Origin of the sequence: Microcoleus sp. PH2017_05_CCC_O_A (assembly GCF_020738785.1) — a bacterium.
Lineage (GTDB): Bacteria > Cyanobacteriota > Cyanobacteriia > Cyanobacteriales > Microcoleaceae > Microcoleus.
In genome coordinates this window covers 18,343-32,411 of record NZ_JAEQCB010000122.1, presented here as the reverse complement: position 1 = coordinate 32,411, position 14,069 = coordinate 18,343, and the positions used below count along the sequence as shown (strand labels likewise).

The window sequence follows — 14,069 nt, the reverse complement described above, 5'->3', positions numbered from 1 at the left end:
GGATTTCTCGCACTTTTTCCCAGTCTAATTTGGCATTGGAAAGGGGATGACTTTTTCCTTGGGTGCGTCCTTTTTGGGAAGCATCTAATAAATTCTGAGAACGAGTACCAGCCCAGAGGTGTTCTGGATTAATACAACTGGGAGTATCGCAAGTATGACAAGCATCCATATAAGTTGGAAGTTCACATCCTAATTTCTCTGCTAAAACAGCACGAGTCACTGTTGCCTGTTTCCCATCTTTTGTTAAATACCTGCCATAGCCGGCACCGTCTTTTGCGCCTTGGAAAATTATGCAGCCGTTATCTTGAATTTCTCCTACAAAGCGTGGGGAAACTGTGGTGAAATTATCGGGGATATTTGCCTGAATTATCTTAGTAATAGTTTCATGTTGTACCCCATACTCTTTTGCTAGGTGGTTCTTTGCTGTTCCAGATAAATATTTAGTCTGAATTTCCGTCTGGGAGTTTTGCGATCGCGCCCCATCATCTGTCCGGTATTCTCAGCAGCAGACCCCGCTACGAGATGTTCCGGGTTGATGCAGCCTGGATTATCGCAGGTGTGGCAAGCAAAATAACTGGAATCGAGGAATCCTGCTATTTTCGATTCGAGGACTAATCGGTGGACTAATACCGTTTTGCCATCGATCCACTTGCGCCCATAACCGTTACCAAACTTACTGCCTTGCCAATTAATACAGCCTGTCTCCAGGTCTAATTCTCCTTCAATTCCAGGGATAACTGTTACAATAATCATGTCAGCGTCTCTCCTTGTTAGAGCGTTGATTCGCCTCAACAGTGGTACGAACACTGTTGAGGCATTTTCATTTGAGAGTATCGATTAAAGATTTTAGATTGAATGTTGCCAAAAAATCTAAAATCTTTAATCCCTAATCCTCGTCGAGTTCGTCGCGAGAAAGCGATTCGTAAGTAGGCCTGGAGGGCGATCGCCGCCCACCAGCATCCGCCATCAAATCGACTTCTACGTGCTCGCTGCCTTCGTCGTTCGTATTCACCTTGTGCACGGCAATGTCCAAGCACAAAGACTGCAACTCCCGCATCAGCACCTTAAACGATTCCGGCGTACCGGGGCGCGGGATGGCTTTGCCTTTGACGATCGCATTCAAGGCTTCATTTCTACCCTGCATATCGTCCGACTTGACAGTCAGCAACTCTTGCAAAGTATAAGCTGCGCCGAACGCTTCGAGAGCCCAAACTTCCATTTCTCCGAACCGCTGACCCCCCTGCTGCGCTTTGCCACCCAAAGGCTGCTGCGTTACCAGCGAGTAAGGGCCTGTGCTCCGGGCGTGGATTTTGTCATCTACCAAGTGGACGAGTTTGAGCATATAGGCGATGCCGACTGTGACGGGGCGATCGAACGGTTCGCCGGTGCGGCCGTCGTAAACTATAGTTTTGCCTGGGTGTTTTTCGTTAAATACCCAAGGTTTGCCAGTTTTTTCGCGCGCCTCCTCTAACTTGCCGTGAACGGTTTCCCGCGACTTTTCAGCGCCGTGCATTTCGTCAAACGGCACCATCTTGAACCGCATCGACAAATTTTCGCCCGCCCAGCCCAGCAAGCACTCGAAAATCTGACCTACGTTCATCCGCGACGGTACGCCCAAGGGGTTGAGTACGATGTCAACCGGAGTCCCGTCTGGGAGATAAGGCATATCTTCCATCGGCAGAATCCGGGAGACGATACCTTTGTTACCGTGGCGGCCGGCCATTTTGTCGCCGACTTGAATCTTGCGTTTTTGGGCTACGTAGACGCGGACAACCATGTTGGCGCCAGGGGGCAGTTCGTCGCCCTGTTCCCGGGTAAACACGCGCACGTCCACCACGCGGCCTTTTTCGCCGTTAGGGACGCGGAGGGAGTTGTCGCGCACGTCTCGGGCTTTTTCGCCGAAGATTGCCCGCAGCAGTTTTTCTTCCGGCGGTTGGTCGGATTCGCCTTTCGGAGTGACTTTCCCTACCAAAATGTCGCTGGCTTCTACCCAAGCACCTTTGCGGATGATGCCCTGTTCGTCTAGCTGGCGCAGCGCGTCTTCGCCGACGTTGGGAATTTCGCGGGTGATTTCTTCGGGGCCGAGTTTGGTTTGGCGGGCTTCGATTTCGTATTTCTCGATGTGAATCGAGGTGTATACGTCTTCGTACACCAAACGCTCGCTAATGAGCATGGCATCTTCGTAGTTGTATCCCTCCCAGGGCATATATGCTACGAGGATGTTGTGGCCCAGGGCGAGTTCGGCGCCTTCGGTGGAGGAACCGTCGGCGAGCACTTGACCGGCTACGACGCGATCGCCCTCATAGATCAAAGGACGTTGGTTTAAACAGGTATCCTGGTTCGATCGCTGATATTTTTGCAATTCGTGTTCGATGCAGCCGGCATATTTTTGCTTCCACACCGAGGGCTGCTTGGTTTTGAGCTCGTCGTATTCGCGAATCATGAAATGTTCTTCGCTGGAATTCGACTCGGCATCTACCGCTAGGGGCTTGACAATAATCCGGGTGGCATCGATGTAAATTACCTCGCCGTTGACCTTAGAAACTACCACCATCCCGGAATCTCGGGCGGCTTGAGCTTCCAAGCCCGTACCCACAAGGGGACGTTCTGGTTTCAGTAGCGGCACAGCTTGCCGCTGCATATTCGATCCCATCAGAGCTCGGTTGGCGTCGTCGTGTTCCAAGAACGGAATCAGCGATGTCGCGACGGAGACGATTTGCACTGGCGAAATCGCCATGTAGTCCACCTGCATCGGGGTGGTGGTGGTGAACTCTTGGCGGTAGCGCACGGCTACGGTTTCGCCCAAGAGGTTGTTGTTTTCATCGAGGCTGATGTCTCCGGGGGCGACGCGCAAGTCGTCTTCTTCATCGGCTGTCATGTATACGGGGGCTTTGTCCCGCAATACTTGTCCTTTTTCGACTGGGTAAAAAGGAGTTTCGATGAAGCCGTAGGGGTTGACGCGGGCGTGGGTTGCCAAAGAGCCGATGAGTCCGGCGTTGGGGCCTTCTGGTGTTTCAATGGGGCAAATCCGGCCGTAGTGGGACGGGTGAATGTCCCGCACGGCGAAACCGGCGCGTTCCCGAGTCAAGCCTCCTGGGCCGAGGGCGGAAAGCCGGCGTTTGTGGGTCAGTTCTGCTAGGGGATTGGTTTGATCCATGAACTGGGATAGCTGCGAGGAACCGAAGAATTCCTTGATTGCTGCTACCAGAGGTTTCGGGTTGACTAGGGAAGCGGGGCTGAGGGAGTCGGCATCGGAAACGGTCATCCGTTCGCGGATAATCCGTTCTAGGCGGTTCAATCCGACGCGGACTTGGTTTTGCAACAGTTCGCCGACACTGCGGACGCGACGGTTACCTAAGTGGTCGATGTCATCCGTTGAGCCGATGTCGAATTCGAGGTTGATCAAATAGTCGATCGCCGTCAAGATATCTTGGGATGTCAGTACCCGCATCGTATCGGGGACTGTCAACCGCAGTTTTTTGTTGAGTTTGTAGCGGCCGACTCGGCCCAAATCGTAGCGTTTGGGGTCAAAGAAACGCGAATTGAGGAGCTGTTCGCCACCGGCTACGGTGGGGGGTTCGCCCGGACGCAGTTTGCGGTAGAGCTCCATCAGGGCTTCTTCTTCGCCGAATTGTCCTTCTTTCTCGATCGTTTTTTGGAAGTATTCCGGGTGGCGCAAACTGTCGTAGATTTCGCCGTCTGTCAGGCCTAGGGCTTTGAGCAGAACTTGGGCCGACAGCTTGCGGGTTTTGTCGATTCTCACCCAAACTAAATCGTTTTTGTCTGTTTCAAATTTCAGCCACGCGCCGCGGTTCGGGATGAGACTGGCGTTGTAGGAACGGCGGCCGTTTTTGTCGGTTTCTGATTTGTAGTAGACGCCAGGGGAACGGACGATTTGGTTGACGATGACTCGTTCCGCACCGTTGATGATGAAAGTGCCGCGTTCGGTCATCAAAGGCAAATCGCCGATGAAGACTTCTTGCTCTTTGATTTCGCCTGTTTCTTTGTTAATCAAGCGGGTGGGGACGTACATTTGCACCGAGTAAGTGCTGTCCCGGCGCTTAGCTTCGTCAACGTCGTATTTCGGGCGCTTGAGTTTGAAGTCTTTACCGATGAAGTGGAGTTCCAGCTTTCCCGTGTAGTCTGTAATCGGGGAGAAGCTGTCTAGTTCTTCAATCAGTCCGGCTTCTAGGAACCAGCGAAAACTTGCCCGCTGGATTTCGATCAAGTCGGGCAAGGTGAAGGCGAATTCTGTGTAATCTTTAGTCGTCATGGGTGTCCTTTTTCCGCAGTGGCTCTAGCTTTTTACATGGCGCCAAGGCTTGGCGTTTTTACCTTGTTGCGTTTTTTTGATGGATTGTGTGAGAGAATTTATATGATGTTTTCGATCGCCTACCAACTGCTGCAACGGTTGTTTTTATTGGTTGCTCGCATTATTTTTGTGCGGGTTCTGGCTGCGATCGAGATTCTTTTAGCTCCGATCTCTTGGTACTCCAGGGTAAATCCCTTACACATTTGACTCCTAAAATTGACTTTACAGCTATTGCCAAATTGCTGAGGTTCCAAGTTGCTTGTAATGTGTAAAATTGAGTGTAAGTTTGAGGTATTGCTTGACGTTTTTGTCTGTCCGGAAGATTAGCGCGCCCTCGCCCAAGCTAGCAGTTCGGCGACTGCGACGGCGCCCGCAAGCAAGCGATCGCCCGATCGGTCGGTTCTTTTTATTATTATAGGACGCAAATCCGATCGCACTACGGCAACTCCCAAAGAATCTGAGATTAAGGATGAATCCGGTTTTTGTATCAGGATATAGATGGGATTTTTCCTATCTTTTCCCCCGAACTCCACCTGTTTTCCTCGTTTCTCTATGCGCTAGTAGCTAAAGTGACAACCCGAATAGCTGACAGGCATTTTCGGTTGTCTGCTGGGACAAAGTCAAGAGAGAAACTCCTCTCAATTTAGCAACTTGCTCGGCTACGTAGTAGACGTAAGCTGGTTCGTTGCGTTTTCCCCGCTGGGGTACGGGCGCGAGAAAAGGACAATCTGTCTCGACTAGGATGCGATCGCTATTTACCATACAAGCTGATTCTTGTATTTGCAAGGCTTTTTTAAAGGTGACTGTGCCGCTAAAACTGATGTAGAAACCCAGGTCTAAAAACCACTGGGTTTCTTCGGGCGTGCCTCCCCAGCAGTGCATCACCCCGCGTACTGGGCCGCGTCTTTCCCAAAAGTTCCGCAGCATTTCAGCCATTGGGGCGGCGGCGTCGCGACAGTGAATAATGACTGGTTTGTCAAGTTCCTGGGCAATTTCAAGCTGTGCCTCAAACACTTTAAACTGGTGTTCGCGATCGTCAGCCTTAAAAAAGTCTAGTCCAGTTTCGCCGATCGCCACTACCCGAGAGTCAGAACTTGCTAATTCCCTAATCAGGCTTGCAGTTTCGTCTTTCCACTTGGCGGCATCTAGGGGATGAAGCCCCACCGCAAAAGAGACTTCTGCAAACTGATTGGCAATTGCTTGAATTCCAGCAAACTCTTCGGGTTCTACACAAGAATGAACCAATCGAACTACACCAGCTTCGCGCCAGCGTTCTCGAATGGCTTCTAACTCCGACTTGAAAGTCTGAAAGTTGATATGAACGTGAGTATCGATGAGCTGCATGGGGGAATGGGAGAGTGAGAGAGTAGACGAGGGGGAGAGTGGGAGAGGGGGGGAGTGGGAGAGGGGGAGAGGGGGAGAGTGGGAGAGGGGGGAGAGGGGGAGAGGGGGAAAATCTTCTCTCTTCCTTCTTCCTGCTACTTTTTCTTCTTCTTCCTTCTTACTTCCTGCTGCTTTTTTCCTTCTTCCTTCTTCCTTCTTCCTTCTTCCTTCTTCCTTCTTCTGTCTTAGGATGCTACTTGTGTTTCGTGTGGCTTGAGGGTTCTTGCCAAGCGGGACTTTTTGCGAGCGCCGTTGTTGCGGTGCAGTACACCTTTTTTCACAGCTTTGTCAATTTTGCTGTAGGCCTCAGACATCCGCTGCTGGACTTCTTGCATTAATTCTGGTGTCGGAGATGCGGCGTATTTATCGACGGCTGCAAAATACTTTTTCATCAAAGTTTTTACCGCTGACTTGTACGACTTGTTGTACAAGCGGTTGCGCTCGGCGATTTTGACTCGTTTGACGGCGGACTTAATATTTGCCATAGTTCAGTTTGTGGAAGTAGGTATTGATTGATACATCATAGTCTCAAGATAGTCTCAAGACACGGAGATTTTGAGGGACAATCTTTTCGGGTGGGAGCCACAAAAAGCTTGATTTTTTTAAAGCTGAGTCAGCCATGAGCCGATCGATCGGATTCAAGCTGAGCCTGGGGCTATTTTTTCAAGGGCGATCGCGCAATAATTTTTAATTGACTCATTTAACTGCCTTTTTTTTTACCTCTGACGATACCCAAAGGTATGACAAGGGTGCGATCGAGGCGTCTTGCGGGGTTTCCACCGTCACGAGTTAAATTCACGGTTTATTGCGCGCAATTTTCAAGTATACAATAACTTGGCGTTTTTTTATAAAAAATTATCAGGTGTCGAAAAAACTAATATAGCATCGATTCGGCTCAAAATCCCATTCCCTGAAAAATCCAAGTTAAGCTATAACAAAGAGTACGGGTTATTTGGGCTTCGTCGAAGGAAGAGGGAAGAAGGAAGAAGGAAGAAGGAAGAAGGAAAAGGGCAGAAGGAAGAAGGAAAAGGGCAGAAGGAAAAGGGCAGAAGATTTTTCCCTCTCCCCCTCTCCCCCTCTCCCCCTCTCCCCCCTCTCCCCCCTCTCCCCCCTCTCCCCTCTCCCCCTCTCCCCCTCTCCCTCCGCACCCGATTCTCTGGCGAGCAATTTCTAGAAAAGCTCTCAGTGTTGCAAAATCATCGACAGAGATTTATAACGCTGCACTGAAGCCTTAGAAACTCCCGCGAGTCTCGCGGTTTAAGCTTGTGGGCTGGTGGTGGCTGACTTGTCCAGGAGATAGCCACAAAAATCCCCAATTGTCAAGCAAATGTTAGTGAATTATTGACGGCATTCCTAATCTCCATGCTGCGAATTATTACTCAGTGGGTTGAGGCGCAAGCTGAACTGCGACGAATCTGCGATCGCACCCACGACGAACTTGTTATTCACAAAGAAGCCACCGTGCGCGAGGTGCTGCAAGCTGTAAGACGCAAAGGCGATCAGGCTGTGCTGCAATATACTGCTGAATTTGACCGCATCACCCTAAATGCGACAGATTTGCGCGTGAGTGGCGCCGAATTGGATGCTGCTTATCAGCAAATATCGAAAGAATTATTAAATGCGATCCGGCTTGCTTGTAAACAGGTAGAGGCGTTTCACCGACAGCGTGTGCCCAAATCTTGGGTGCAGTTTGGTGATGACGAGATTGTTTTGGGTAAGCGCTACACGCCAGTCGATCGCGCGGGAATTTACATCCCTGGCGGTCAGGCGTCCTATCCGAGTTCGGTGATCATGAATGCGGTGCCTGCGAAGGTCGCCAAGGTGCCGAAACTGGTGATGTGTACTCCCCCCGGACAGGAGAAGAAAATGAATCCTGCGGTGCTGGTAGCGGCTCAGGAGGCGGGAGTTGATGAGATTTATCGGGTTGGCGGGGCCCAGGCGATCGCAGCTTTGGCCTACGGTACCGAAAGTATTCCCAAGGTAGATTTAATCACCGGGCCGGGGAATATTTACGTCACGCTGGCGAAAAAACTGGTTTACGGAACAGTCGGGATCGATTCTCTGGCGGGGCCGTCGGAGGTGCTGATTATTGCTGATGCTACGGCGAATCCTGTACACGTAGCTGCGGATATGTTGGCTCAAGCCGAGCACGATTCGATGGCGTCGGCGATTTTGCTGACGGCGGATTCGGTGTTGGCTAGAAAGGTGGTGGCTGAAGTTGACAGACAATTGGTAAATCACCCGCGCCGGACTTTGACGGAAAAGGCGATCGCCAATTACGGTTTAGTTGTAGTAGTTGAGTCTCTGAAGGCGGCGGCGGAACTATCTAACGAGTTTGCTCCCGAACACTTGGAATTGCAAGTGGCAGATCCCTGGGCCCTGCTCGACCAAATTCGGCACGCTGGGGCGATTTTCCTGGGCTGTTCAACACCCGAAGCTGTGGGCGATTATTTGGCTGGCCCGAATCATACTTTACCGACATCTGGTGCTCCGCGCTATGCTTCGCCGCTGGGTGTGGAAACTTTTATGAAGCATTCGAGTTTGATTCAATATTCGCCGGCTGCACTTAAGAAGGTGGGTAGGGCGATTAATGTGTTGGCGGAAGCTGAGGGTTTACCTTCTCATGCCGATTCGGTGCGCTTGCGGACTGAAAATGAGGGAGGGTGATGAGTTTTAGATGGTAGAGTTGAGGTTGGCGATCGAGATTTACGCACTTCGGGCTTAAGAAACCCGGTTTCTTTCAATAAGCTGTTGCACATTTAAATTGTATATTCGGGACGGGCTAGAAGCCCATCCCACAAGAGTTTTTAAGTGATTTTTGACATACAATTTAAATGTAGGACAGCTTATCTTGCGTAAATGACGCAATTATGTTAAGAAACCGGGTTTCTGTGTAGTAATGATGCTGTTGGTGGGAAGCGCTAAATTGTGGAAAGTAGGCGACTATCAATGAGAAGTTTAAAGTCTAATATCTGAGATTTAAAGGTGCATTATATTGGATACTCTTTTGGTGGCGATCGACAATTCTGAGTTTGCAGCACAGGTTTTGCAAGCTGTGGGGCAGTTTAAACTAGAACCTACGGCGAAGGTGATTTTAGTTCATGTTGTGAGTTCTGATACGCTGGATTTTGATGCGGTGGTCGATCGACCTCACGCTCAGGGAAATGAGATTGCTTATCGAGAAGTAGAGAAGTTGTTGCAATCTTATCAGGAAATGTTGCCTTGCCAGAGTGAGTTGGAGATTGTGGCGGGGGAACCGGCCGAGGAGATTTTGCGTTTGGCGAATATTTATAAAGTGGACTTAATTGCGATCGGCTGTCGGGGTTTGACTGGTTTGAAGCGGATTTTGGAGGGTTCGGTGAGTGCTGAGGTTGTGGCTGAGGCTCCTTGTTCGGTGTTGGTTGTGCGATCGAGGTAGGGGGAATTGAACCGCAGAGGTTGACAGTGCGATCATCGGCTGATTGATATTTTACTAAATTTCTTTCTGGATCAAGCCTTCCATAGAATAATTATGAGCGTGACTCTTAACATCCCTACAATCAATGATAATCTGAACGATTTTGACAATCTGTTTCAGCTTTTGGAGCAACTAAATGAGGATTGCTCAGAAGTAATTATTGACTTTTCTAAATGTTTTTTTCTCAGACAAAATGCCGTAGCTTTTCTGGGAGGATTGATTCGTCTCATTCAATCCCGCTCGATAAAATTAAACATTAATTGGGATAGTATTCATAAGAACATAAAAATGAATCTTGAACAAAACGGATTCATGTATACTTTTTGTGAGAATAAAGAACCTTGGCAGGGTAATTCTATCCCTTATCGAGAAGATAAAAAACAAGATAAAGATGGCTTGGTTGACTACCTAGCAGAAAAATGGCTAGGACGAGACTGGGTTGATATAATTGACATACTCACCGTGCTGAAGCAGCGGTGATTCTTGACGCTTCATCGACTGACGCTACGGTCGTAGTCTTACTCTGTCTCTGCGCCCATTTAGAGTCGTGGCAATGCCCTATCCCGACTATATGTATCGTTTCGTTTGAAAACATAACAATACTTTTTATTTTGCTTCCAGGTTGGGTTTTAACCATTGCCCTTCAGTCTTTCCCTATTACTGGATCAGTCTCGGTTTCAACTCGGAATGAGTATATATCGCTGCAATCTTAGGTGGGAATTTCAACCAATTAAATTCTAACATAAAGCCGTCCTAGAAGGACAGGGCTTGTATCCCAATTTTTTGGTCAAAAATTGCAAAACGTCATCGTAGGAACTGTTTGGGAGATATACGCTAACGCCTTTGAGCATGGGCAAACAGAAATCGGAGTCTTTAGCTGTGGACAGCACTACCCTAAAAAAAAGGAACTAAAACTCACTGTGATTGACTTCGGTGTTGGGATTCCCCAAAATGTGCGCCTATTCCGAAAACTCTCGGATTTACCAGCAGACGAAGCCCTAAAATGGGCATTTGAAGCAGGAACTACAACCAGGCGCGGTGATGTTGCTGGGGGTGTTGGACTTGACTCTCTGAAAAGATTTGTAAAGATGAATGGAGGAAAATTGGAGTTTTTCAGTCACAATGGGTATGTCCTGATTAACAAAGATGAGGAAACTTACCAAAATCGCCCAACCTTTTTCGGAGGGACACTGGTTAACATTACTCTCCAATGTGATGAAGCCATTTATGTGCTGGCTTCTGACACCGACGGCGACGCCCCACTTTTCTGAGGGAACTTCTGAAATATGAAATCTTACAAGATTGGCACTTTGATTGGGAAAACTTGCATGACACCCGATGACGGTATGAAGGTGTATGAGTTGACATACCCCGAACTACGGGCAGAGCACGCTGTAGAGCTTGACTTTGCTGGTGTAGAGATTTTTGCATCTCCGTTCTTCAATTTTGCCATTGGACAGCTACTTAGGGATATCTCCCCAGACACTTTAAACCGTCTGCTGACATTTTCTCATCTTAATACTGTAGGCAATCAAATACTCAAACAGGTGATTAAGAACTCAAAACGCTACTACGCAGCAGATGATGCAACCCGCAATGCAATCAATGAAATTGTCAGCCAACAGGTGGGAAATGTATAATGGCAATCCAATATACAGTCAAGGCTGAGGTAGTTAATATCCAGTTTGACACACCTCAAAAAGATGACATTTTTCTGGTAGATACTAATGTCTGGTACTGGCTGACTTACACTCCAGCCAGTACCTCTGCGAAAAGCTATCAAATAAATGATTATCCTGCTTATTTAACAAAAATTATTTCTGCTCAAGGATTGCTTTTATATTGTGGGCTTTCTTTGGCAGAGTTAGCACATAATATTGAACAGGCAGAACGAGCAATTTTTTCGGCTACATTAAACACAAAAGAATATCGCCATAACGAGCCAACAGAAAGAGCTAACGTAGTAGCTGAAGTTCTAGCTGCTTGGGGTCAGGTAACATCTATTGCTGTATCGACTGATGTGACTATTGATGAAACTACAACTAACGCATCTTTAACCAGATTTCAAACTCAACTTTTAGATGGCTACGATCTGCTAATTCTCGAAGCAATGGATAAAGCAGGGGTAGTTCAAGTAATTACTGATGATGGTGATTATGTGACTGTTCCTGGTATCAAAGTTTTTACTGCTAACCGCAATGTAATTACGGCAGCAAGAAATCAAGGTAAGCTGATTACTAGATAAGAAATAAGACCAAATGCTTCATAAGTAATCAACACGCGATCGCAGCAGATATACTGTCTCTATTAAGCTTGCCAATTCGTCAGCGGCAATTAAGGCTACATTTTCGCCGTCAGAGCGTGTGATGATGATGGATTTGATTCATCCCATTTGTGCTGAGTCGATCGGGCGATCGATTTCCCTAGCCGGCGTTGCTGACTTACAGTATGAAGGGCTAAATATGCAAATCCTAAAAACCATTGTCAACAAAGCTTCTGGATTTTTGCCTGGTTCTTTTTCATCCTCCGATTAAGCAACGCCCCCTAGCCCTACTTCCCCTTCCCCGCCAAAAACTCCCGCAGCCGCAACAAACTAGCAGTTTGTCCCAAATTCAGCGGTAGCAGCGACACCCCCTCCAACCGAGACTGCACCCAACCGTCGCCCCAATACCACTCGTGAAACCCGTCAATTCCCTGACTCAACAACAGTCGCAGACAATTTGACTCTGCAATCTCCACATAGTGCTGCACCGCTACCGGGCCAATCCAACTTGTGAATGTCAATTCGCGATCGAGCAATTCGGGCAAACCCTGAGAAAACTGCTGAGGCCACAGCCACTGCTGCAACTGCACCGGACGCACCAAACTGTCTCGAATCGCTGTTTCCGAAGCTTCAACCTCAATCCGCAGTTGGCTTTGTTGAAAATTACCTAGCATAGCAATTTGAAATTTTATATAGGAGCTTTACTTAACTTAAATGTAACGTAATTGCATGGAGTTCGATCGGGCGGGCTAGAAGCCCACCCCACAAGAAAATTCATTGTCAACTCGTTCTACTCGTTACCAGGCTGGAGCCTGGTAACGTAGATCCGGAGGCAGAGCCTCCATTTTACACACTGACGAGGCAGAGCCTCTAGATCTCGCTTCCCAGGCTCCAGCCTGGGAACCAGTTAATTTATCTCTTGTGGAACAAGCCGAAAAGCCTGTTCTTAAAAATACCGCTAAACATTCGATCGCACATTAGCGTCCATCCCCATTCATCTACCATAAAAAATTTAAGATTTGCCATAGAAACCAGCATCAAAAACCCCATTTTTGTATCCAATTGTTAAGCTCTGTTGCATTTCATTTAAATCTCCCATTCTCACCCCACAGCAGAGAAACTCCGTGATACCATCACATCTGACTGGTAAAGACTTATAGAAAAAATTGGGAGAAAAGCTTTGACACTACGGGTTGCAGTTGTTGGATCAGGGCCAGCGGGTTCTTGCGCCGCCGAAACATTGGTAAAAGCAGGCATCGAAACTTATTTATTTGAACGCAAATTAGACAACGCTAAACCCTGCGGCGGAGCAATTCCTCTGTGCATGGTTGAAGAATTTGACTTGCCACAAAGTATTATCGATCGCCAAGTCAGAAAAATGAAAATGATTTCCCCCTCCAATGTAGAGGTGGATATCAACATCGAAAACGAACACGAATACATCGGTATGTGCCGCCGCGAAGTCCTCGATGGCTTTTTGCGCGATCGGGCTGCTTCCTTAGGTGCCAAACTGATTAACGGTACTGTTCACACCTTAGAAATTCCAGGCAACAACACCGACCCCTACATTCTCCACTACGCCGACCACTCCAACGGCACCGCTGTGGGAACTCAGAAAACCCTGAAAGTCGATTTGGTAATTGGGGCTGACGGCGCTAACTCCCGCGTAGCTAAGGCGATTGATGCTGGTGATTACAATTATGCGATCGCCTTCCAAGAGCGCATCCGCCTCCCAGAAGATAAAATGGCTTACTACGAAGGTCTAGCCGAAATGTACGTCGGCGACGACGTTTCCACCGACTTCTACGCCTGGGTGTTCCCCAAATACGACCACGTAGCCGTCGGTACCGGCACGATGAAAGTCAATCAAGCTGATATCAAAAAGCTCCAAGCCGGAGTCCGCGCCCGCGCTGCCAAAAAACTCATGGGCGGTGAGATCATTAAAGTGGAAGCTCACCCCATCCCAGAACATCCGCGTCCCCGCCGGGTTGTCGGCCGAGTTGCTCTCGTAGGCGACGCTGCTGGTTATGTTACCAAGTCTTCGGGCGAAGGTATCTATTTTGCGGCTAAGTCTGGCCGGATGTGCGCTGAAACTATTGTGGAAATTTCCAATAAGGGCGCGCGGATTCCGACTGAACAAGAAATTAAGCTGTATCTGAAGCGCTGGGATAAGGCTTACGGTATTACCTACAAAGTGCTTGACATTTTGCAGCGCGTGTTCTACCGTTCCGATGCTACTCGCGAAGCTTTTGTGGAAATGTGTGCCGATCGCGATGTGCAGAAACTCACATTCGATAGCTACTTGTATAAGACTGTAGTACCGGCTAATCCCTTGATTCAGATGAAGATTACTGCGAAAACCATTGGTAGCTTGTTGCGCGGTAGTGCTTTGGCGCCTTAATCTCTGGCGAGTTATCACACTTTGTATAATAATCCGGAGATCCCCCCTAGCCCCCCTTAAGAAGGGGGGGACATGAGTATTCTGAAAGTTCCGCTGCGATGAGGGGACAGGAATATTCTCAAAGTCCCCCTTCTTAAGGGGGATTTAGGGGGATCGAGACTCGGGGATGAGCGAGATTTATCAAGGCTTTCAGGCTTCAGTTGACAGGAATGAGCAGTGCTGTATCCCTACAGATAAGCTGCTCAATCGGAAA

At 48.5% G+C, this 14,069-nt stretch carries 16 protein-coding genes and 1 pseudogene; 9 read left to right on the top strand and 8 right to left on the bottom strand.

All coding sequences use genetic code 11. From position 1 onward, the window contains the following. The 3 genes from JGK20_RS24515 to rpoB form a co-directional block, all read right to left on the bottom strand. Nucleotides 1-220 (bottom strand): HNH endonuclease (locus JGK20_RS24515; RefSeq protein WP_293232458.1); only part of this gene is annotated, 220 nt, incomplete at its 3' end. 188 nt (nucleotides 221-408) lie between these two features. Further along, nucleotides 409-753 carry an HNH endonuclease gene (locus JGK20_RS24510; RefSeq protein ID WP_293232456.1) on the bottom strand — a complete coding sequence of 115 codons (345 nt, stop codon included), beginning with the start codon at nucleotides 751-753 and terminating at the stop codon, nucleotides 409-411. A gap of 133 nt (nucleotides 754-886) precedes the next feature. Then, entirely contained in the window at nucleotides 887-4,273 is a 3,387-nt protein-coding gene (rpoB, locus tag JGK20_RS24505) for a DNA-directed RNA polymerase subunit beta (RefSeq protein WP_293178528.1), read from the bottom strand. Nucleotides 4,274-4,375: 102 nt separating this feature from the next. Between rpoB and JGK20_RS24500 the strand changes: the two genes are divergently transcribed. Further along, nucleotides 4,376-4,519 carry a hypothetical protein gene (locus JGK20_RS24500; RefSeq protein WP_293178531.1) on the top strand — a complete coding sequence of 48 codons (144 nt, stop codon included), beginning with the start codon at nucleotides 4,376-4,378 and terminating at the stop codon, nucleotides 4,517-4,519. Nucleotides 4,520-4,635: 116 nt separating this feature from the next. Here the strand turns inward: JGK20_RS24500 and JGK20_RS24495 are convergent, their stop codons facing one another. The 3 genes from JGK20_RS24495 to rpsT all read right to left on the bottom strand — a co-directional run bounded on the left by JGK20_RS24495 (nucleotide 4,636) and on the right by rpsT (nucleotide 6,180). After that, nucleotides 4,636-4,845, bottom strand: coding sequence for a hypothetical protein (locus JGK20_RS24495; protein WP_293178534.1), 210 nt, complete (start codon nucleotides 4,843-4,845; stop codon nucleotides 4,636-4,638). 31 nt (nucleotides 4,846-4,876) lie between these two features. Continuing rightward, entirely contained in the window at nucleotides 4,877-5,656 is a 780-nt protein-coding gene (locus JGK20_RS24490; RefSeq protein WP_293178537.1) for a TatD family hydrolase, read from the bottom strand. A 224-nt stretch (nucleotides 5,657-5,880) separates the two neighbouring features. Further along, nucleotides 5,881-6,180, bottom strand: a complete 300-nt coding sequence (gene rpsT / locus JGK20_RS24485; RefSeq protein ID WP_293153433.1) for a 30S ribosomal protein S20 — start codon at nucleotides 6,178-6,180, stop codon at nucleotides 5,881-5,883. An 877-nt stretch (nucleotides 6,181-7,057) separates the two neighbouring features. Here rpsT and hisD point away from each other — a divergent pair. From hisD to JGK20_RS24455, 6 genes are all read left to right on the top strand, one after another. Then, nucleotides 7,058-8,362 (top strand): histidinol dehydrogenase, encoded by a 1,305-nt coding sequence (gene hisD / locus JGK20_RS24480; protein ID WP_293178546.1) that lies wholly within the window; start codon nucleotides 7,058-7,060, stop codon nucleotides 8,360-8,362. A gap of 325 nt (nucleotides 8,363-8,687) precedes the next feature. Then, nucleotides 8,688-9,113, top strand: a complete 426-nt coding sequence (locus JGK20_RS24475; protein ID WP_293197003.1) for a universal stress protein — start codon at nucleotides 8,688-8,690, stop codon at nucleotides 9,111-9,113. Between the two features lie 93 nt (nucleotides 9,114-9,206). Next, nucleotides 9,207-9,632, top strand: coding sequence for a hypothetical protein (locus JGK20_RS24470; RefSeq protein WP_293196970.1), 426 nt, complete (start codon nucleotides 9,207-9,209; stop codon nucleotides 9,630-9,632). A gap of 314 nt (nucleotides 9,633-9,946) precedes the next feature. Next, entirely contained in the window at nucleotides 9,947-10,423 is a 477-nt protein-coding gene (locus JGK20_RS24465; protein WP_293189385.1) for an ATP-binding protein, read from the top strand. 15 nt (nucleotides 10,424-10,438) lie between these two features. Beyond that, nucleotides 10,439-10,792, top strand: coding sequence for an STAS-like domain-containing protein (locus JGK20_RS24460; RefSeq protein ID WP_293189387.1), 354 nt, complete (start codon nucleotides 10,439-10,441; stop codon nucleotides 10,790-10,792). Further along, a complete protein-coding gene (locus tag JGK20_RS24455; protein WP_293189389.1) occupies nucleotides 10,792-11,397 on the top strand; it encodes a hypothetical protein in 606 nt (201 codons plus the stop codon). The genes JGK20_RS24460 and JGK20_RS24455 overlap by 1 nt, the downstream gene beginning before the upstream one ends. Nucleotides 11,398-11,433: 36 nt before the next feature. Here the strand turns inward: JGK20_RS24455 and JGK20_RS24450 are convergent. Beyond that, nucleotides 11,434-11,526, bottom strand: a pseudogene (locus tag JGK20_RS24450) (prevent-host-death protein); the annotation flags it as partial. Between JGK20_RS24450 and JGK20_RS24445 the strand changes: the two are divergent. Further along, nucleotides 11,519-11,686 (top strand): hypothetical protein, encoded by a 168-nt coding sequence (locus tag JGK20_RS24445; RefSeq protein WP_293189391.1) that lies wholly within the window; start codon nucleotides 11,519-11,521, stop codon nucleotides 11,684-11,686. The pseudogene JGK20_RS24450 and the gene JGK20_RS24445 sit on opposite strands and share 8 nt — an antisense overlap. A 16-nt stretch (nucleotides 11,687-11,702) precedes the next feature. Here the strand turns inward: JGK20_RS24445 and JGK20_RS24440 are convergent, their stop codons facing one another. Continuing rightward, complete coding sequence (locus tag JGK20_RS24440; RefSeq protein ID WP_293196972.1) at nucleotides 11,703-12,089, bottom strand: hypothetical protein; 387 nt, start codon at nucleotides 12,087-12,089, stop codon at nucleotides 11,703-11,705. A gap of 506 nt (nucleotides 12,090-12,595) precedes the next feature. Here JGK20_RS24440 and chlP point away from each other — a divergent pair. Next, the gene (gene chlP / locus JGK20_RS24435; protein WP_293178567.1) at nucleotides 12,596-13,816 is read left to right on the top strand and encodes a geranylgeranyl reductase; all 1,221 of its coding nucleotides are present in this window, start codon (nucleotides 12,596-12,598) and stop codon (nucleotides 13,814-13,816) included. Nucleotides 13,817-14,069: the final 253 nt, after the last annotated feature.